Here is an 18,569-nt window from a genome sequence, read left to right on the forward strand (position 1 = left end):
ATACATGACTAGCGTAGCATTATTTAAACAAGACGGTACTCAAAATGGTGACGTTGATTTAAACGAAGCCGTATTTGGTATTGAACCAAACGAAAACGTGGTCTTTGACGCCATCATGATGCAACGAGCATCATTACGTCAAGGGACACATGCAGTTAAGAACCGTAGTGCTCGTCGCGGTGGTGGTAAGAAGCCATGGCGTCAAAAGGGTACTGGTCGTGCACGTCAAGGTTCAATCCGTTCACCACAATGGCGTAAAGGTGGGATTGTCTTCGGACCAACTCCACGTTCATACAGCTACAAATTACCTAAGAAGGTTATGCGCTTAGCTTTGAAGTCCGTCCTTTCACAAAAAGTATTGGACAGTAGCTTAGTTGCAGTTGAAGCTTTAGCTTTCAACGAACCAAAGACTAAGGAATTTGCTAATGTATTAAGTAACCTCAACGTCAACACCAAGACCCTTGTTTTGGTTGAAGACGACAACGAAAAGGCTGCTTTGGCAGGTCGGAACTTACCAAATGTTAAGATCCTCAAAGCCAATGGCGTTAACGTCTTAGATGTCGCTAACAGTGACAAATTAGTCGTTACCCAAAAAGCCCTCGATCAATTAGGGGAGGCGCTCGCATAATGGAAGCACGCGATGTAATTTTACGTCCTGTAATTACTGAATCATCAATGGCTGACTTGGACGACAAGCGCTATACATTTGATGTCAACGTACAGGCAACTAAAACTCAAGTTAAAAAGGCTATCGAAGAAATCTTCGATGTCAAAGTCGTTAAAGTTAACGTAATGAACGTTAAAGGGAAGCTTAAGCGCCAAGGCCGTTACGCCGGTTACACTAAGAAGCGTCGTAAGGCCATTGTTACCTTAACTCCTGATTCAAACGAAATTAAGTTGTTCAACGACGATCAACAATAAATCTTATTATAGGAGGTAACTCTAGTGGGTATTAAGAAGTATAAACCAACCACTAACGGCCGTCGTAATATGACTGCTTCTGATTTCTCAGAAATCACTAAGACGAAACCAGAAAAGTCATTATTAGACTCACAAAGTCACACTGCCGGTCGTAACAGTTATGGTCACATTACTGTTCGTCATCGTGGTGGCGGTCATAAACAACAATACCGTTTAGTTGACTTCAAGCGGATTAAAGATGAAGTTCCAGCTACGGTTAAAGCAATCGAATATGATCCAAACCGGACAGCTAACATTGCCTTATTGGTATACGCTGACGGGATTAAGTCATATATCTTAGCACCAAAAGGTTTGGAAGTTGGGATGCAAGTTCAATCAGGTGTCGAAGCCGATATCAAGGTTGGTAACGCATTGCCATTAACTAACATTCCAGTTGGTACTGTGATTCACAACATCGAATTAAAACCTGGTAAGGGTGGCCAATTAGCTCGTTCAGCTGGTACCTCTGCGCAATTACTTGGTAAGGAAGGCAAGTACGCTATCGTACGTTTGTCATCTGGTGAAGTTCGTTTAGTTCTTTTAACTAGCCGTGCTACTATTGGTACTGTTGGTAATGAACAACATGAATTGATCAACTCAGGTAAAGCCGGTCGTTCTCGTTGGCAAGGTAAGCGTCCAACAGTTCGTGGTTCTGTAATGAACCCTAACGATCACCCTCATGGTGGTGGTGAAGGTAAGGCTCCAATCGGTCATCCATCTCCAATGTCTCCATGGGGTAAGAAGACCCTTGGGAAGAAGACTCGGAACAAGAAGGCTCGTTCAAACAAGCTTATTGTTCGTGGTCGTCGCCCAGGCAAGCACTAATATTTGAAATTACTGTAGTTCTCGAGAGGAGGTCACACGATGGGTCGTAGTTTAAAGAAGGGACCTTTCGCAGATGCGCATTTATTAAAGAAAATCGATGCACAATCTGATTCTGACAAGAAATCTGTCATCAAGACGTGGTCACGTCGTTCAACAATTTTCCCAAGTTTTATTGGGTACACAATCGCTGTTTATGATGGGCGTAAGCATGTCCCAGTTTATATCCAAGACGATATGGTAGGTCACAAGTTAGGCGAATTTGTTCCTACACGGACTTTCCATGGTCATGGTACAGACGATAAGACAACGAAGTAATAGTTAGGAGGATATAAAGAATGGCTGAACAAGTAACATCTGCACGCGCAACTGCAAAAACTGTTCGTATCGCCGCTCGTAAGGTCCGCCTAGTTGTCGATCTTATCAGAGGTAAAAGCGTTGCCGAAGCACTTGCAATTTTGAAGTTTACTCCACGGGGTGCTTCACCAGTAGTAGAAAAAGTACTACTTTCAGCAGTTGCTAACGCTGAAAACAACTTTGACTTAGATCGTGAAGATTTGGTCGTAAGCGAAGCCTTCGTCAACGAAGGACCAACCTTAAAACGGTTCCGTCCACGTGCCAAAGGTTCTGCTTCACCAATCAACAAGCGGACTAGCCACATTACGATCACAGTTACTGAAAAATAGGAGGGAATAACGCGTGGGTCAAAAAGTAAATCCAACCGGATTACGTGTCGGAATCATTCGCGACTGGGAAGCAAAATGGTATGCTGAAAAAGATTTTGCTGCTTACTTAAACGAAGATTTACGTATCCGTAAGTATATTGAAAAACGACTTGCCGACGCTTCCGTCTCCACCGTTGAAATCGAACGCGCTGCAAATCGCGTGAACATTTCAATCCATACCGCAAAACCAGGGATGGTTATCGGTAAGGGTGGTTCTGAAGTAGAAGCACTTCGTAAAGAATTGAACAATTTAACTGGTAAACGAGTACACATCAACATCATCGAAATCAAGAAACCTGATTTAGATGCTAAATTAGTTGGTGAAAGTATTGCTCGTCAATTGGAAGGCCGTGTTGCTTTCCGTCGTGCGATGCGTGGTGCGATGCAACGTACTATGCGTTCAGGCGCCAAGGGTATTAAGACACAAGTTGCCGGCCGTTTAAACGGTGCCGACATGTCACGTGTTGAAGCATACTCAGACGGTACTGTTCCATTGCATACACTCCGTGCTGACATTGATTATTCATGGGTTGAAGCCATGACTACTTATGGTAAGCTCGGTGTTAAGACATGGATCTACCGTGGCGAAATCTTGCCAGAAAAGAAATCTGCAGATAAAGGAGGAAAATAAACATGCTGGTACCTAAACGGGTTAAGTATCGTCGTGTTCATCGTGGTAAAATGCGCGGTGAAGCTAAGGGCGGTAAGACAGTTGCTTTTGGTGAATTCGGTTTACAAACACTCGAATCACACTGGATTAGTAACCGGCAGATTGAAGCTGCCCGTGTTGCTATGAACCGTTACATGAAGCGTGGCGGTAAAGTATGGATTAAGATTTTCCCTCACAAGTCCTACACTGAAAAAGGTGTTGGTGTGCGGATGGGTAATGGGAAAGGTACTCCTGCAGGTTGGGTTGCCCCAGTAAAACGTAACAAGGTTATGTTTGAAGTCGGTGGCGTTCCTGAAGAAGTTGCTCGCGAAGCTTTGCGCTTAGCCGGCACGAAGTTACCTGTGAAAACTAAGATTGTTAAGCGTGAGGAAGTAGGTGGCGAATCAGATGAAGGCTAAAGAAATTAAGGCATTGTCCACTGCTGAAATGCTCGAAAAAGAAAAGTCTTACAAAGACGAACTTTTCAACTTGCGTTTTCAATTGGCCACTGGTCAGCTTGAAAACACCGCTCGTTTAAAACAAGTTCGTAAGAATATTGCGCGTATTAAAACTGCGTTGCGTGAACAAGAGTTAAACAAGTAGAGTATAAAGGAGGCAATCACGAATGAGTGAAGATACTCGTAACAGCCGTAAGGTGATCCAAGGACGCGTTGTTTCTGATAAGATGGACAAAACCATCGTTGTCATTGTCGAAACTTACAAGAACCATCCGGTTTACGGCAAGCGTGTTCGTTATTCAAAGAAATTCAAGGCTCATGATGAAAACAATGAAGCCAAGACTGGCGATATCGTTAAGATCATGGAAACTCGTCCTCTTTCAGCTACAAAGCGTTTCCGCTTAATTGAAGTTGTTCAAAAAGCTGTTATTATCTAGTTTATTAGCTGAATAAAATTACATGAAGGGAGGACACTTACTGTGATCCAACAAGAAAGTCGTTTAAAAGTTGCTGACAACTCCGGTGCCCGTGAAATCCTTACTATTAAGGTATTAGGTGGTTCTGGTCGTAAAACTGCTAATATTGGTGATATCATCGTTGCTACGGTTAAACAAGCAACACCCGGTGGTGTTGTCAAAGCTCATGATGTCGTTAAGGCAGTAATCGTTCGGACTAAGTCTGGTGTACACCGTGCTGACGGTTCATACATCAAATTTGACGAAAATGCTGCAGTTATTATCCGTGATGACAAGACCCCTCAAGGTACTCGTATCTTTGGCCCGGTCGCTCGTGAATTACGTGATAAAGACTTCATGCGTATCGTTTCATTAGCTCCAGAAGTTCTGTAGTCACACACCGTAAATAAGGAGGTGCGCAACCTAATGTTGATTAAAACTGGTGATAAAGTTCGTGTAATCAGCGGTAAGGATCGTGGTCAAGAAGGTACTGTTAAAAAGGTAATTTCTGACAAGAACCGTGTCGTTGTCGAAGGTGTTAACAAGATCAAGAAACACCAAAAACCTACGAACGTTAACCCACAAGGCGGTATCGTTGATGTCGAAGCACCAATCGATGCTTCTAACGTTATGTTCCTTGACCCATCAACTAACGAACCTACTCGTTTAGGTGTTCGTCGTGAAGATGGCAAGCGTGTTCGCTTTGCGAAGAAGTCTGGCAAAGACTTAGAAAACTAATATTTCTGACTGAAAGGAGGAAGCAAGTTTCATGGAAAACCGTTTAAAAGCTCAATATGACAAAGAAATCGTTCCAGCATTAGTAGACAAGTTTAATTACACTTCAGTTATGCAAGTACCTAAGCTGGCAAAAATCGTTTTGAACATGGGTGTTGGTGATGCAGTTACCAACGCTAAGAACTTAGACGAAGCTGTTGAAGAATTGACTTTGATCGCCGGCCAAAAACCTTTGGTTACCCGCGCAAAGAAATCTATCGCCGGTTTCCGTCTTCGTGAAGGTATGGCAATTGGTGCCAAGGTTGACTTACGTGGTGAACGTATGTATGACTTCTTGGACAAATTGATCAACGTATCATTACCACGTGTTCGTGACTTCCATGGTGTAAGTACTCGTTCATTTGATGGTCGCGGTAACTACACATTGGGTGTCCGTGAACAATTGATCTTCCCAGAAATCAACTATGATAATGTTAACCGTGTACGCGGTTTGGACATTGTAATTGTAACAACTGCTGAAAGTGATGAAGAATCACGCGAGTTGTTAACTCAATTTGGCATGCCATTTGCTAAATAATCCGAAGGGGGTTAATCGAAGTTGGCTAAAAAATCACTAATTGCTAAACAAAAACGTGGTGCGAAATTTGCTGTTCAAAACTATACTCGTTGCGAACGTTGTGGTCGTCCACATTCAGTTTACCGTAAATTCCACTTGTGCCGTCTCTGCTTACGCGACCTGGCCCACAAAGGTCAAATCCCTGGCATGAAAAAGGCCAGCTGGTAAAAACGAACCCAAGTTAAAGGAGGTTAAACTTTCATGATGACTGATCCAATCGCAGATTTCTTGACTCGTATCCGTAACGCTAACATGGTACGCCACGATTCATTAGAAGTTCCTGCATCAAAAATCAAACGCAACATTGCCGAAATTTTAAAGAATGAAGGTTTTGTTCGCGACGTTGAATACATCGATGATGACAAACAGGGCATCATCCGTGTCTTCTTGAAGTATGGTAAAGACAACGAACGGGTAATCAGTGGTTTGAAGCGTATTTCAAAACCTGGTTTGCGTTCATATGTTAAAGCTGATGCTGTTCCTAAGGTGTTAAACGGCTTAGGTATTGCTATTATCTCAACTTCAGAAGGCGTCATTACTGATAAAGAAGCTCGTGCTAAGAAGCTTGGCGGCGAAGTTTTAGCTTACGTTTGGTAATAAATAATTAAGACGGGAGGTGCAAGTAAGTGAGTCGTATTGGTTATAAAGTAATTGAACTACCTGCTGGGGTAGAAGTATCACAAGCTGGTGAAGACGTTACGGTTAAGGGCCCTAAAGGTACTTTAACGCGTAAGATTGCTAGCGAAATTACGATGGCAGTTGAAGGCAACGAAGTTAAATTCACACGCCCAACTGATGATTTCAAGATGAAGGCATTACACGGTACTACCCGTGCTAATGTTAACAACATGGTTGAAGGGGTTACTAAAGGCTTTACTAAGAACCTTCAATTGGTCGGTGTTGGTTACCGTGCCCAATTGCAAGGCAAGAAATTAGTATTAAGCGTTGGTTACTCACATCCTGTTGAATTCGAAACACCTGCAGACTTAACAGTTGAAGTTCCTGACAACACGCACATCAATATCTCTGGTATTGGTAAGCAAGCTGTTGGTGACTTTGCTGCCGAAGTTCGGGCAATTCGTTCACCTGAACCTTACAAAGGTAAAGGGATTCGTTACGTCGATGAATATGTTCGTCGTAAGGAAGGTAAAACTGGTAAATAATGCAGCTTAGTGCTGTCCATACTATATATTAGAGGTGACTATTGTGATTTCAAAACCAGATAAAAATAAGACACGTCAACGTCGTCACGCTCGTGTCCGCGGTAAGATTTCTGGTACTGCTGAGCGCCCACGCTTAAATGTTTATCGTTCAAACAAAAACATCTACGCTCAAGTTATTGATGATGTAGAGGGTGTAACGCTCGCAAGTGCCTCAACATTAGATAGCGAAGTAACTGGCAACACCAAGAGTGAAAAAGCTGCTTCAGTTGGCGAAATTGTTGCAAAGCGTGCTGCTGAAAAGAAGATTGCTGACGTTGTCTTCGATCGTGGCGGTTACTTATATCATGGTCGGGTTCAAGCTTTGGCTGAAGCCGCTCGTGAAAACGGACTTAAATTCTAACAAAGGAGGAATAATACCACATGACTTTCATTGATCCATCAAAATTAGATCTTGACGATAATGTTGTTGCCATCAACCGGATTACTAAAGTTGTTAAAGGTGGTCGTCGTCTTCGCTTTGCCGCATTGGTAATCGTTGGTGACCACAAAGGACACGTTGGTTTTGGTACTGGTAAGGCTCAAGAAGTTCCTGAAGCAATTCGGAAAGCATCTGAAGCTGCTAAAAAGAACTTGATCACCGTACCTATGGTCGGTACAACCATTCCTCATGAAGCACTCGGAGTTTACGGTGGTGGCCGCATCATGCTTAAGCCTGCCGTTGAAGGTTCTGGTGTTGCCGCTGGTGGCGCCGTTCGTGCCGTCATGGAATTGGCTGGTATTGATGATGTTACAAGTAAGCGTCTTGGCTCAAACACGCCAGTTAACGTTGTTCGTGCAACGTTTGAAGGCTTAAAGAGCTTAAAGAAAGCTGAACAAATTGCTGCTTTACGTGGCGTTTCAGTTGAACATTTAGCTGAATAGGAGGACAAACAACATGGCTCAATTAAAGATCACTTTAGTGCGCAGTGCGGCTCATCGTCTTCCTAAGCAACGTACAATCGTTAAGGAATTAGGTTTAGGCCGAGTAAACAGCTCAGTTATTAAGCCAGATGACGCAGCAACTCGCGGTCAAATCTTCCATATCGCTCATTTAGTTGATGTGGAAATCATTAAGTAATTAAAATATTTAAAGAGGAGGTGCCTACTAGATGAAGTTACATGAATTAACACCAAGTGAAGGTTCACGTTTTTCACGTCGTCGGATTGGTCGTGGCGACTCAAGTGGCCAAGGTAAGACTTCTGGTCGTGGCCAAAAGGGTCAAAAGGCGCGTAGTAAGGTTCGTGTTGGATTCGAAGGTGGCCAAATGCCATTGTACCGTCGGATTCCAAAACGTGGATTTACTAATATCAACCGTAAAGAATATGCGGTTGTTAACCTTGATGGTTTAAACCGTTTTGATGATGGTGCTGAAGTAACACCTGAATCATTAAAGGCTGCCGGCTTGGTTAAGAAGAGCGCTGCTGTCAAGATTCTTGGCAATGGCGAACTCACCAAAAAGTTAACGGTCAAGGCAAGCAAGTTCTCCGAATCTGCTGTTAAGGCAATCGAAGCTGCTGGCGGTAAAACTGAGGTGATCTAACTTGCTGACTACCATGAAGGACGCTCTGAAAGTTAAGGATATTCGGAATAAAATTCTGTTCACGTTGGGCGTTTTGATTGTATTTCGTCTTGGCTCTTATATCACAGTTCCAGGAGTTAATGCAAAGGCGCTTCAATCCGTTGCATCATCTGGACTTATAAGTATGTTGAATACATTCAGTGGTGGCGGTTTAACAAATTATTCCATCCTTGCTATGGGGGTATCCCCTTACATTACTGCACAAATCATTGTCCAATTATTGCAAATGGACATTGTTCCTAAATTTGTTGAATGGGGCAAGCAAGGTGAAGTTGGGCGACGGAAGCTTAATCAAGCAACCCGTTACTTAACGATCATCTTAGCTTTCGTTCAATCGATTGGGATCACGGCTGGGTTCAACTCCTTGAGTTCACTTAAATTAGTGAATAATCTAAGTGTGTCGACATACTTAACTATCGGGATCATTTTGACCGGTGGTGCGATGTTTACGACTTGGTTAGGGGATATGATCACTGACCGTGGGATGGGTAATGGTGTTTCTATCATTATCTTCGCCGGGATTATTGCTCGGACCCCAACGTCACTTTATCAAATTTATCAAGAACAATTTGTCAATGTTGCTAAGAGTCAATGGTGGCAAAGTATTCTGTTTTGTCTTGGTTTATTAGTCTTGGTCATCCTAATTGTTATGTTCGTAACGTGGGTTGAACAAGCTAATGACCGGGTACCAATTCAATATACGCGCCGTGCAGCTGGTGCACCTGACAGTAGTTACCTACCACTTAAGGTGAATGTTGCCGGGGTTATTCCCGTTATCTTCGCGAGTTCTTTCATCGCAACGCCACAAACGATTTTACTTGGTTTCCAATCCAGTCATGGTGACGAAACTTGGTACACAGTTATGAGTAGTATCTTCAATATGCAGTCAACACCCGGGGCGATCTTATACACCGTCTTGATTGTGCTTTTCACTTTCTTCTATGCCTTTGTTCAGGTCAATCCTGAAAAATTATCGAAGAATTTACAAAAGCAAGGCAGCTATATTCCAGGCGTCTGGCCTGGTAAGGATACCCAAGACTGGGTTTCAAAATTGTTAATGCGGTTAAGTACCGTTGGTGCGCTTTACCTTGGATTAATTTCCTTGATTCCATTGTTGGCTTCAGATATCTGGGGCTTAGATGAATCAATTGGTTTAGGTGGGACCAGCTTGTTAATCGTTGTTGGGGTTGCCCTTGAAACAATTCGTCAAATTAAAGGGTTAATGATGAAGCGTGACTACGTCGGTTTCATTCGTTAATCAAGCGAGTGTGTTGGGGAGACTCAGCACATTTGTGCATTATAGGAGGAAAAAACTATGGGAACAATGAACCTGATTTTGATGGGTTTGCCAGGTGCCGGTAAGGGTACTCAAGCACAGAAGATCCTTGAAGATTTTGATATTCCTCATATTTCAACGGGTGATATCTTCCGGGCAGCAATTAAGAACGAAACCAAAATGGGTATTGAAGCTAAAAAGTATATCGACCAAGGTAACTTGGTTCCTGACGAAGTCACTAATGGCATCGTTAAGGAACGGTTAGCTGAAAGCGATACGGCTAATGGCTTCTTACTTGATGGTTATCCACGTAATATTGATCAAGCTCATGCGCTCGAACAAATCGGTAAAGATTTGAACAAGCCATTGGACGGCGTCATCAACATCCATGTTGAACCTAGTGTGTTAGTTGAACGGCTTTCGGGTCGCTTCATCTGCCGGACTTGTGGTGCAACTTATCATAAGTTGTATAACAAGCCAAAGGTTGAAGGCACTTGTGATGTTTGTGGCGGTCATGATTTCTATCAACGGGATGATGATAAGCCAGCTACTGTTAAAAATCGGTTGGATGTCAACGTTAAGTTGAACACACCATTGATCGATTTTTATGGCAAAGAAAACTTATTACACAATGTCGATGGTGATCGCGACATTGATGTCGTTTATCAAGATATTAAAACTATCCTTGACAACCTTTAACAAATTGTCCCACTAGCAGTGGCCTCATTTGCTTTTCAAATGCCGTTGTGATAAACTTATTCAGGTTTAGCCGTTGAATAATTTAGGATTAACTTAATCATAATTTAAACAACGACTGGTTCGAAAAGCGGACCAAATACGTGGTAGCACGAAACCAAGATAATAAGGAGGGACAACTACTTGGCAAAGGAAGACGTCATCGAAATTCAAGGGACTATTAAAGAAACACTGCCTAACGCAATGTTCAAAGTCGAACTTGAAAACGGCGCTGAAATCTTAGCTCACGTTTCTGGTAAAATTCGGATGCATTACATTCGTATCTTGCCTGGTGACAAGGTTACAGTCGAAATGTCACCTTATGATTTAACTAAGGGTCGCATTACCTATCGTTTCAAATAGGGGCGACGCTTCGTACCTTATAGGAGGTAAATATTCATGAAAGTAAGACCATCTGTAAAGCCTATGTGCGAACACTGCAAAGTTATTCGTCGTAAAGGCCGCGTGATGATTATCTGCTCTGCTAATCCAAAGCATAAGCAACGCCAAGGTAAATAATTTAACTAAGTCGGAGGTGAAAAATTAATGGCTCGTATTGAAGGAATTGACTTACCACGTGACAAGCGTATTGTCATCGGTTTGACTTACATTTTCGGTATCGGTAATACTTCTGCAAAGAAGATCCTTGCTGAAGCCGGCGTTTCAGAAGACGTTCGTGTACGCGACTTAACTCCTGAACAAGAAGATAAGATCCGTGCCGTCGTTGACGGTTACAAAACTGAAGGTGACTTACGTCGTGAAGTTAGCTTGAACATCAAGTTACTTCAAGAAATCGGTTCATACCGTGGTATGCGTCATCGTCGTGGTTTACCAGTTCGTGGTCAACACACGAAGAACAATGCTCGTACTCGTAAGGGTAAAAAAGTCAGCATCGCTGGACGTAAAAAATAATTATAAGGGAGGTTTTCGAATTTTATGGCAACTAGAAAGACAACCCGTCGTCGTCGGGTAAAAAAGAACATTGAATCCGGTGTGGCTCACATCCATTCAACGTTCAACAACACACTTGTGATGATCACTGACATGCAAGGTAACGCTATTGCTTGGTCATCAGCTGGTTCATTAGGTTTCAAGGGTAGTCGTAAGTCAACACCTTTTGCTGCTCAAATGGCCGCAGAAGCTGCTGCTAAGGCATCAATGGAACATGGCATGAAGACTGTTGAAGTCGCTGTTAAAGGTCCTGGTTCAGGTCGTGAAGCTGCAATCCGTGCTTTACAAGCCACTGGTTTGGAAGTTAGTGCAATTCGTGATGTTACGCCAGTTCCTCATAATGGTTCTCGTCCTCCAAAGCGCCGTCGTGTTTAATCTGTGACGTTCATTTTGAGGGCAAACTTCATTTTGTACGCACAACTACTAAACACCACGCGTTTTGAAAGGGGTAAAAGATAAGAATGATTGAATTTGAAAAACCTAACATTCATAAAATTGATGAAAACGACAACTATGGTAAGTTTGTTGTAGAACCACTTGAACGTGGTTATGGTACAACTTTAGGGAATTCACTTCGTCGGATTCTTCTTTCTTCTTTACCTGGCGCTGCTGTTACCAGTATCCAAATTGATGGTGTTCTTCATGAATTTTCAACGATTGAAGGCGTAACAGAAGACGTTACGGCGATTATCTTGAACGTCAAGAAGATTGCACTTAAGTTGGAATCAGACGAATCTAAGACATTGGAAATCGATGTTAAGGGACCTGCCAACGTTACCGCCGGTGACATTATCGGTGATGCGGACGTAGAAGTCTTGAATCCTGACTTGGCAATTTGTACTGTCGCAGATGGCGCACACTTCCATATGCGTATGACTGCTAATACTGGTCGTGGTTATGTATCCGCTGAGGATAACAAACATCGTGAAGATGATATGCCAATTGGCGTTTTGCCTGTTGATTCATTATATTCTCCAATCGAACGTGTCAACTACCAAGTTGAAAACACGCGGGTTGGTCAACGTGATGATTTCGATAAGTTAACCTTAGACGTTTGGACAAATGGTTCAATCACTCCAAGTGAAGCCATTAGTCTATCAGCCAAAATCCTGACTGATCACCTTTCAATCTTCGTAAATCTCACTGATGAAGCTAAAAACACTGACGTGATGGTTGAGAAGGAAGAAACGCATAAGGAAAAAATGTTAGAAATGACGATTGAAGAGTTAGATCTCTCTGTTCGTTCATACAATTGCTTGAAGCGTGCTGGTATCAACACGGTCCAAGAATTAACTAACAAAACTGAAGCTGATATGATGAAGGTTCGCAACCTTGGACGCAAGTCACTCGAAGAAGTTAAAGCAAAATTAGCTGATCTCGGGTTATCATTACGCAAAGAAGACTAATACAAGGGAGGATATCCGTTCATGAGTTACCGTAAATTACAACGTACAAGTTCACAACGTCGTGCCTTACTTCGTGATTTGACTAGTTCATTGATCGTTAACGGCCGGATCGAAACTACTGAAGCCCGCGCTAAGGAAGTTCGTTCAACTGCTGATAAGATGATTTCATTGGCTAAGAAGGGCGACTTACATGCTCGTCGTCAAGCCGCTGCATTTATGCGCGACATTGTTGCCGATGTTAAAGAAGATGGCGACAACGTAACTGTACAAACTGCTTTGCAAAAGCTATTTAGTGACTTAGGTCCTCAATATGCTGACCGCAATGGTGGTTACACACGAATTTACAAGACTATGCCTCGTCGTGGCGACGGTGCACAAATGGTTGTCTTGGAACTCGTTGACTAATTAAAGTTTTTACGGATCACTGGGATTGCTGGTTGACGGACGTTATGATGGTGGTTACTGCAACAAGTAACTAAGTCTAGTTCGGAAGTTATTTATGTTCAACATAGATGGCGTATCGCAGTCTTAAGTGATTTTTTTCTGACTTGAATTAGACAACTAAAAAGCCCGATGTAACAGCGTGTTAGCTGTTGCATCGGGCTTTTTTTGTTAACTTAATTATGACGGTAAAGTAACTGTTGGGTTAGTTGCGTTAACATCTGTTGGGCTGGAACTTTTGGTAGCCGCTTAAGCAGGCGCAACGCGGTGTTTGTATAGGCTGTTGCAAGCTGCTGAGCTTGTTCAACACCGCCAGCTGCACGGACTAAGGTTTGGACCTGTTCGCGCTCAGCGACGGTTATTTGGCCTTGTTTGCGCAAGAGAGGTAAGAGTTGTTGGCGGTACTCGGTTTGTAGGGCAAAAATAAGCGGCGACGTGTAGACGCCTTCAGCGACGTCTTCTAAAATCGGCTTGCCAATCTCATGACTGGTTTCTTGGTAGTCCAAAATATCGTCTAAGATTTGGAAAGCCATCCCGATGGCAATGCCGATCTTGCGGGCTTTATTGGCGAAGAGTTCACCTTGACCAGATTCATAGGCCCCCAAGAAGCAGCTAAGTCCAAATAGTTCGGCCGTTTTACCTTGGATTTGTTCTTTATATTGATCTAAAGTAACGTCCAGTAAGTAATGCCGGTCTTTTTGATGGATTTCACCGATTAAAATCTTTTCCATATTTTCGGAGTTAAGTTGGATGCTGCGAAAACTACTGGAGTAGTGGGCTAAAATCTTGAAGACCACGACAAACAAGTAATCGCCAGCATAAACGGCAACATCTTTCCCGAATTGTTCTTGAATACTAACTTGATGCCGGCGTAACTTAGCGTCATCTAAAATATCATCATGAATCAAAGTTGCCGTGTGCAAGGTTTCTAGTGAGGCAGCTAAGGCAATCATGCGTTGACGATCGGTGGCTTTGAATTGCGAGAAAAGCAAACAATAAGCCGGTCGTAGGAGTTTGCCACCGCTGTGAATCATGGCCAAAATGGCTTCAGTAATAGCGGGGTCGGATAGATTAATATTATCATCCATCAATTGCATGACTTGGGCTAATTCCGGCTGTAAGGCCGGGTAGTCGCGCCATAATGGATGTAGTTGCGTTGCTTGCATGACAATTACTCCTTCTTTTTACTTGGTTGCTGTTCATGATTAAAACGTAAATAGCTGAGAATTGTGACGTGAGTAAATAAATAATTGGCGGCAATCCCCAACGCCACCCCAGCGGCAATCCCAATAATGGAGAGAATCGGTAAGTACAACATGACAGTCCAAGTTTGTGCGATGAGACTAGCAATCAGCAGTTGCCCCACGTTATGCATGACGCCCCCAGTTGCCGAAATACCAATAATGCTCACGCGTTTTGGACCGAGTTGTTTGACCAGCAACATTGAAAATAAACTTAAAAATGCGCCTCCAAAACTATACAGAAAGGTCGATAGCGTGCCACCTAATAATGCGGTTAAGATGAGCCGTAACCAAGTTAAGGTGATCACATCACGCAAGGAGAGCGTGAAAATGGCCACGATAGTAATTAAGTTGGCCAACCCTAGTTTTGCGCCTGGTGCAAATGCAAAAGGGAAGGGAATCATGCGCTCTAAGATGCCGATGATGACCCCCTGGGCGACTAATAACGCAATGTAAATATTGCGGTGGGTCCGATTAGATTGTTCATACGAATTATTCAATAGGCTTACTCCGTAACCAGTCCGTTACCGCCGGACTTGACGTGACCGGTGCTAGACTTGATTTCAATTAAGAGTTTATGCGGTAAACAGACGATCGTTTGACCAGGTTTTTTGATCCACCCACGACGGATACAAACTTGATCTGAGCAATTCGCTTTGGTGATGGCGACGCGCTTAGGTTCGAACGTGACGCGGTTATAATCACCATCTTTAGCACGGTACGTATAGTGAATCATTTGTTTTAAATCCGTCAGATTGACTTTTTTTAAAACGGTACCATTATGTGATACGACTGCTGTTAACGTGTGGCGGGCCGGTTGCTTGGCTTGCTGCTTGGCAATTTGAGCTTCACGCACGGCCTGTTGACGTTGTTGATAGGAAAAGACGACCAGGGGCGTAAACGATAACACGAGCAACGCCACAACAATGACATAATCAAAGGGTCGAATCATGCCACCATAGCGTTTTAAGACTTGGTGTGCCGCTTTTAATCGATGCATCATTACCCCTCCTGATTTGATTCAATAAAAAATGGTTCAAGGTAAAAGCTACCCTTGAACCATCGGGAAACTATTCAATTAATTATAACGCATCTAGCGGGTTTTGACAGCATCGTAATGGGAGCTGACATTGCCGTACCACCAGTGTCCGAAGTGCTTTTGCATCCACGGCACAACCCAGTAGTCTAACCCAAATGTCCGGCCGGAACCATTCATTAAGGCAAGGGCCACAAAGACCATCCAGATGTTAACCCAGTAGAACATCCCAGATAAGCAGAAGACGACGACCAAACCAATGGTGATCGCATTTGCTAACCATGAGAAAAGACCAAAGAAGATACATAAGGCGATGATGATTTCAACACAAGTCATGAACTTCTGGAAGAAGAGGGCCATTTGCATGTTTGGAATAAAGACTTTCGTGACCGCTTCGAACCAGTGTGGTGACTTTTCAAAGACCATCAATGGATCCTTACCGTACATGTACGATAAACTGAAGACCCCTTTGGTTGCTTTAGCAGCAGAACTTGCCGCTTCACTGGCACCACTGGTTGCTTTAGTGGCTGCTTCACTGGCACCACTAGTAGCAGCAACTTGGATCCAACTAAATGGCAAGCGTAGTTTATCAGTGAACCATGATTCAGAACCTTGAACCTTAGTCCAGCAGTCCCATAGCCACATAGCGCCATAGAAGAACCGTAGTGGGACACTCCACAACACATTCCCCATCCGTGACGTCCAACCACGGAAGACATTCCGACGATTGCGAGTCCGGAAGAATTCGTGCATGAAGTATTGGAATAAGTAGTACCCAGAGAAAATTTGAACGTAATACAACCAGTTGATGGCATGCTTCAACATCACTGCGATGAAGCCGGAAACGTTCCAATTATCTAAAACTTGGGCAACCGCATATTTTGAGCCAATTGAATCCACAGAAGCTTGATAAGCGCCATGGAAAGGCTTGATTTCTTTATCGGTATTGTCAATGTTCTTAATGATTCCTTGAACCGCAGTGGCCGCGGTTTCTTCGGCCCCTTGTACGATTTGTGGTACTGGCCGTGGTTGACCGGGTTCTTGATAACTTGTAGAATCCCCAGCTAAGAAAATGTTGTCGCAATCCTTAGCTTGCATGAATTCATTAGCCATCAAACGGCCACCGCGTGGGTTGGTTTCGATACCAAAGTTCTTAACAACACTATTGGCACGAACCCCAGCTGTCCAAATCAAGGTATATGTCTGAATTGGATCTTGGCCCTTTAAGTTAACGTGGTCTTCACACACTTCAGTAATCATTGAGTTGGTCATGATATCCACGCCATGCTTGGTCATGTACTTTTCAGCCTTACCAGCTTGCGTCCGATTTAACATGTTAATAATGGTTGGCGCTGCTTCAACTAATTGTAAGGTGATTTCATTTGGATCCAATTTGTTATCGCGTGCTAAAACGTCACGATATTCAATTAATTCACCAATCAATTCAGAACCGGTAAAACCAGAGCCACAAACAGTCAATGTTAACATTGCTTTACGTTTAGCTGGATCTAATTCAGCAGCACCGCGGCGGATGATTTCAGCCAAATGTGCCCGTAATGCCATCGCTTGTTCGAAGGACCACAATTCATAACCGAATTCCTTGACCCCAGGGGTCCCGAAATCGTTCGATTCGCCACCTAAACTAATTAACAATTGATCATATTGATAACTGCCGTTTTCGGTGATGACGGTTTGCTTGTCCTTGTCAATGTTCTTGACCGTATCGGTCACTAATCGAACATTCTTGCGCCGTGAGAATAACCGTTGCAAATCGTATTGGATATGTTCTGGTTCAACCCGTTCGGTCGCAACTTCATGTAGTTCAGTCATGTACGTGAAGTACGAGTGCCGGTCGATTAACGTGATTTCAACGTCAGGATTCTTCTTAAAATGCTTGGCTAATTTCTTAGTCGCATAAACCCCAGCAAAACCCGCGCCGACAACGACAATATTTTTCTTTGCCATTGCGTAACAACTCCCTTGAATAAATAATAAAAAAAGTAATAATTCCACTAACAATTATATAAGTTATGGAAGCGTTTGTCTATGAATTATTGATTAGAATGCATAATAAATCACATTATATCGGACGGGGATTAGTTGGGTGAGGTTCTTAAACGGTAAAGCGTCACCAATGGCGACACTAAACGGTCTAAATACGATTATTTTTATAAAATTAGATTGACTAAACTGATAATAAACGTTAAGATTAATGTGAATTTTCATACAAAAAGGTTAGGAGTGGGATATTATGAAGTTTAAGTCAGTTATTACAGGTGCATCAGTAGTTGCGATTTCTGCATTAGCATTAGCAGGTTGTGGGAGTTCTTCATCGAGTTCAAGTTCATCATCATCAAAGAAGAGTTCTTCATCTAGCTCATCATCAACTACCAAGGTTGCTAAATTAACGGCTGGTAGCAAAATGAAAGCGGGGACTTATAAACTCGCCGAAGAAAACTATTCACATGGTTACAAGACTAAGTTCAGCATTACCGTTAATAGTAAAGGTAAGATTACGAAGTCAAGTTATGACCAAGTTAACAAGAATGGTAAATCAAAGGTTGATGATTCGTCATACAACAAACAAATGAAGAAAGTTTCAGGGACTAACCCTAAGACTTACGAACCTAAATTGAACAAGGCCTTGGAAGGCGCGGCTGCAACTGGTAACGTTTCAACAATCGACGTTGTTTCAGGTGCGACTGAATCATCAAAGACTTTCCAAAACTATGCGCAACAATTAGTTCAAGCTGCCCAAGCTGGCAACACGGCTACGATCAAGATCAACAACGGTGCCAAGATGAAAGATGGCACTTACAAGTTAGCTGAAAAGAACTATTCACACGGCTATCGTGACACCTTCACAATCACCGTTAAGAATAACAAGATTACGAAGTCTGCATTTGACCAAGTTAATAAGAAGGGCAAGTCAAAAGTTGACGATGCTGCTTACAATAAGCAAATGAAGAAGATTTCAAAGACTAACCCTAAGACTTATCAACCAGCTTTGAACAAGTCATTAGTTAAATCAAGTGACCCAACTAAGGTTGATGTTGTCACTGGTGCAACTGAATCATCAAACACCTTCATCTTATATGCAGAACAATTACAAAACGCTGCACAAAAGGGTGATACTAAGACTATTAGCGTTGACAACATGGTTTTCGCTGAATAAGTTTAGTTAAAGTTCATCAATATTTTGAGGAGGCTGTGACATAAGTCTCTAGAAACAAAACAGGTCTGGAAAAATCTTCGGATTTTTCCAGACCTGTTTTTGATAT

Annotated in this window: 32 protein-coding genes; 28 read left to right on the forward strand and 4 right to left on the reverse strand. The window is 42.8% G+C overall.

What is annotated here, in order from left to right; genetic code table 11:
* Positions 1 to 4: 4 nt before the first annotated feature.
* The 27 genes from rplD to rplQ all read left to right on the forward strand — a co-directional run bounded on the left by rplD (position 5) and on the right by rplQ (position 12,975).
* Entirely contained in the window at positions 5 to 628 is a 624-nt protein-coding gene (gene rplD / locus FFM75_RS07305) for a 50S ribosomal protein L4 (RefSeq protein ID WP_137628525.1), read from the forward strand.
* Positions 628 to 921: a 50S ribosomal protein L23 gene (rplW, locus tag FFM75_RS07310; RefSeq protein ID WP_137628526.1), complete on the forward strand. Its 294-nt coding sequence runs from the start codon at positions 628 to 630 to the stop codon at positions 919 to 921. Before rplD ends, rplW begins: the two co-directional genes overlap by 1 nt.
* A 24-nt stretch (positions 922 to 945) precedes the next feature.
* Positions 946 to 1,785, forward strand: a complete 840-nt coding sequence (gene rplB, locus FFM75_RS07315; protein WP_137628527.1) for a 50S ribosomal protein L2 — start codon at positions 946 to 948, stop codon at positions 1,783 to 1,785.
* A gap of 39 nt (positions 1,786 to 1,824) precedes the next feature.
* Positions 1,825 to 2,100, forward strand: a complete 276-nt coding sequence (gene rpsS, locus FFM75_RS07320) for a 30S ribosomal protein S19 (RefSeq protein WP_024624524.1) — start codon at positions 1,825 to 1,827, stop codon at positions 2,098 to 2,100.
* A gap of 20 nt (positions 2,101 to 2,120) precedes the next feature.
* A complete protein-coding gene (rplV, locus tag FFM75_RS07325; protein ID WP_003638065.1) occupies positions 2,121 to 2,468 on the forward strand; it encodes a 50S ribosomal protein L22 in 348 nt (115 codons plus the stop codon).
* A gap of 13 nt (positions 2,469 to 2,481) precedes the next feature.
* Positions 2,482 to 3,138 (forward strand): 30S ribosomal protein S3, encoded by a 657-nt coding sequence (gene rpsC, locus FFM75_RS07330; RefSeq protein ID WP_137628528.1) that lies wholly within the window; start codon positions 2,482 to 2,484, stop codon positions 3,136 to 3,138.
* 2 nt (positions 3,139 to 3,140) lie between these two features.
* A complete protein-coding gene (gene rplP, locus FFM75_RS07335; RefSeq protein WP_130845125.1) occupies positions 3,141 to 3,575 on the forward strand; it encodes a 50S ribosomal protein L16 in 435 nt (144 codons plus the stop codon).
* Positions 3,565 to 3,759 carry a 50S ribosomal protein L29 gene (rpmC, locus tag FFM75_RS07340; protein WP_024624521.1) on the forward strand — a complete coding sequence of 65 codons (195 nt, stop codon included), beginning with the start codon at positions 3,565 to 3,567 and terminating at the stop codon, positions 3,757 to 3,759. The genes rplP and rpmC overlap by 11 nt, the downstream gene beginning before the upstream one ends.
* A gap of 22 nt (positions 3,760 to 3,781) precedes the next feature.
* Entirely contained in the window at positions 3,782 to 4,051 is a 270-nt protein-coding gene (rpsQ, locus tag FFM75_RS07345) for a 30S ribosomal protein S17 (RefSeq protein ID WP_024624520.1), read from the forward strand.
* A gap of 42 nt (positions 4,052 to 4,093) precedes the next feature.
* On the forward strand, positions 4,094 to 4,462 hold the full coding sequence (rplN, locus tag FFM75_RS07350) for a 50S ribosomal protein L14 (protein WP_003638070.1): 369 nt from the start codon (positions 4,094 to 4,096) through the stop codon (positions 4,460 to 4,462).
* Positions 4,463 to 4,495: 33 nt separating this feature from the next.
* Entirely contained in the window at positions 4,496 to 4,807 is a 312-nt protein-coding gene (rplX, locus tag FFM75_RS07355) for a 50S ribosomal protein L24 (protein ID WP_137628529.1), read from the forward strand.
* Between the two features lie 31 nt (positions 4,808 to 4,838).
* Positions 4,839 to 5,381: a 50S ribosomal protein L5 gene (rplE, locus tag FFM75_RS07360; RefSeq protein ID WP_137628530.1), complete on the forward strand. Its 543-nt coding sequence runs from the start codon at positions 4,839 to 4,841 to the stop codon at positions 5,379 to 5,381.
* 21 nt (positions 5,382 to 5,402) lie between these two features.
* Positions 5,403 to 5,588 carry a type Z 30S ribosomal protein S14 gene (locus tag FFM75_RS07365; protein WP_130845128.1) on the forward strand — a complete coding sequence of 62 codons (186 nt, stop codon included), beginning with the start codon at positions 5,403 to 5,405 and terminating at the stop codon, positions 5,586 to 5,588.
* A gap of 33 nt (positions 5,589 to 5,621) precedes the next feature.
* Positions 5,622 to 6,017 carry a 30S ribosomal protein S8 gene (rpsH, locus tag FFM75_RS07370; RefSeq protein WP_003638074.1) on the forward strand — a complete coding sequence of 132 codons (396 nt, stop codon included), beginning with the start codon at positions 5,622 to 5,624 and terminating at the stop codon, positions 6,015 to 6,017.
* Positions 6,018 to 6,046: 29 nt separating this feature from the next.
* Positions 6,047 to 6,583, forward strand: coding sequence for a 50S ribosomal protein L6 (gene rplF / locus FFM75_RS07375; protein ID WP_137628531.1), 537 nt, complete (start codon positions 6,047 to 6,049; stop codon positions 6,581 to 6,583).
* Between the two features lie 34 nt (positions 6,584 to 6,617).
* Positions 6,618 to 6,983 (forward strand): 50S ribosomal protein L18, encoded by a 366-nt coding sequence (gene rplR, locus FFM75_RS07380; RefSeq protein WP_307722391.1) that lies wholly within the window; start codon positions 6,618 to 6,620, stop codon positions 6,981 to 6,983.
* A 20-nt stretch (positions 6,984 to 7,003) separates the two neighbouring features.
* Positions 7,004 to 7,504 (forward strand): 30S ribosomal protein S5, encoded by a 501-nt coding sequence (rpsE, locus tag FFM75_RS07385; RefSeq protein ID WP_137628533.1) that lies wholly within the window; start codon positions 7,004 to 7,006, stop codon positions 7,502 to 7,504.
* 13 nt (positions 7,505 to 7,517) lie between these two features.
* Positions 7,518 to 7,700, forward strand: a complete 183-nt coding sequence (gene rpmD, locus FFM75_RS07390) for a 50S ribosomal protein L30 (RefSeq protein ID WP_137628534.1) — start codon at positions 7,518 to 7,520, stop codon at positions 7,698 to 7,700.
* A gap of 31 nt (positions 7,701 to 7,731) precedes the next feature.
* Complete coding sequence (gene rplO / locus FFM75_RS07395; protein WP_130845134.1) at positions 7,732 to 8,163, forward strand: 50S ribosomal protein L15; 432 nt, start codon at positions 7,732 to 7,734, stop codon at positions 8,161 to 8,163.
* Between the two features lies 1 nt (position 8,164).
* Positions 8,165 to 9,460, forward strand: coding sequence for a preprotein translocase subunit SecY (gene secY, locus FFM75_RS07400; RefSeq protein WP_137628535.1), 1,296 nt, complete (start codon positions 8,165 to 8,167; stop codon positions 9,458 to 9,460).
* A gap of 66 nt (positions 9,461 to 9,526) precedes the next feature.
* A complete protein-coding gene (locus tag FFM75_RS07405) occupies positions 9,527 to 10,177 on the forward strand; it encodes an adenylate kinase (RefSeq protein WP_307722392.1) in 651 nt (216 codons plus the stop codon).
* A 180-nt stretch (positions 10,178 to 10,357) separates the two neighbouring features.
* Entirely contained in the window at positions 10,358 to 10,576 is a 219-nt protein-coding gene (infA, locus tag FFM75_RS07410) for a translation initiation factor IF-1 (protein ID WP_003638082.1), read from the forward strand.
* A gap of 36 nt (positions 10,577 to 10,612) precedes the next feature.
* A complete protein-coding gene (gene rpmJ / locus FFM75_RS07415; protein WP_003638083.1) occupies positions 10,613 to 10,732 on the forward strand; it encodes a 50S ribosomal protein L36 in 120 nt (39 codons plus the stop codon).
* 27 nt (positions 10,733 to 10,759) lie between these two features.
* Positions 10,760 to 11,125, forward strand: coding sequence for a 30S ribosomal protein S13 (gene rpsM / locus FFM75_RS07420; RefSeq protein ID WP_130845138.1), 366 nt, complete (start codon positions 10,760 to 10,762; stop codon positions 11,123 to 11,125).
* 24 nt (positions 11,126 to 11,149) lie between these two features.
* Positions 11,150 to 11,539: a 30S ribosomal protein S11 gene (gene rpsK / locus FFM75_RS07425; RefSeq protein ID WP_003641266.1), complete on the forward strand. Its 390-nt coding sequence runs from the start codon at positions 11,150 to 11,152 to the stop codon at positions 11,537 to 11,539.
* Between the two features lie 86 nt (positions 11,540 to 11,625).
* Entirely contained in the window at positions 11,626 to 12,570 is a 945-nt protein-coding gene (locus FFM75_RS07430; protein WP_137628537.1) for a DNA-directed RNA polymerase subunit alpha, read from the forward strand.
* A gap of 21 nt (positions 12,571 to 12,591) precedes the next feature.
* Complete coding sequence (gene rplQ / locus FFM75_RS07435; RefSeq protein ID WP_137628538.1) at positions 12,592 to 12,975, forward strand: 50S ribosomal protein L17; 384 nt, start codon at positions 12,592 to 12,594, stop codon at positions 12,973 to 12,975.
* Positions 12,976 to 13,187: 212 nt separating this feature from the next.
* Here the strand turns inward: rplQ and FFM75_RS07440 are convergent, their stop codons facing one another.
* From FFM75_RS07440 to FFM75_RS07455, 4 genes are all read right to left on the reverse strand, one after another.
* Positions 13,188 to 14,177 carry a polyprenyl synthetase family protein gene (locus FFM75_RS07440; RefSeq protein ID WP_137628539.1) on the reverse strand — a complete coding sequence of 330 codons (990 nt, stop codon included), beginning with the start codon at positions 14,175 to 14,177 and terminating at the stop codon, positions 13,188 to 13,190.
* A gap of 5 nt (positions 14,178 to 14,182) precedes the next feature.
* A complete protein-coding gene (locus FFM75_RS07445; RefSeq protein WP_137628540.1) occupies positions 14,183 to 14,752 on the reverse strand; it encodes a Gx transporter family protein in 570 nt (189 codons plus the stop codon).
* A gap of 5 nt (positions 14,753 to 14,757) precedes the next feature.
* On the reverse strand, positions 14,758 to 15,252 hold the full coding sequence (locus FFM75_RS07450) for a NusG domain II-containing protein (RefSeq protein WP_137628541.1): 495 nt from the start codon (positions 15,250 to 15,252) through the stop codon (positions 14,758 to 14,760).
* Positions 15,253 to 15,345: 93 nt separating this feature from the next.
* Complete coding sequence (locus FFM75_RS07455) at positions 15,346 to 17,253, reverse strand: NAD(P)/FAD-dependent oxidoreductase (RefSeq protein WP_137628542.1); 1,908 nt, start codon at positions 17,251 to 17,253, stop codon at positions 15,346 to 15,348.
* 286 nt (positions 17,254 to 17,539) lie between these two features.
* On the opposite strand from FFM75_RS07455, the gene pplA reads away from it, so the two are divergent.
* Complete coding sequence (gene pplA, locus FFM75_RS07460; RefSeq protein WP_137628543.1) at positions 17,540 to 18,463, forward strand: extracellular electron transfer flavoprotein PplA; 924 nt, start codon at positions 17,540 to 17,542, stop codon at positions 18,461 to 18,463.
* The last annotated feature ends 106 nt before the right edge of the window (positions 18,464 to 18,569 follow it).

The sequence above is a fragment of the Lactiplantibacillus daowaiensis genome (assembly GCF_005405085.1).
Lineage (GTDB): Bacteria > Bacillota > Bacilli > Lactobacillales > Lactobacillaceae > Lactiplantibacillus > Lactiplantibacillus daowaiensis.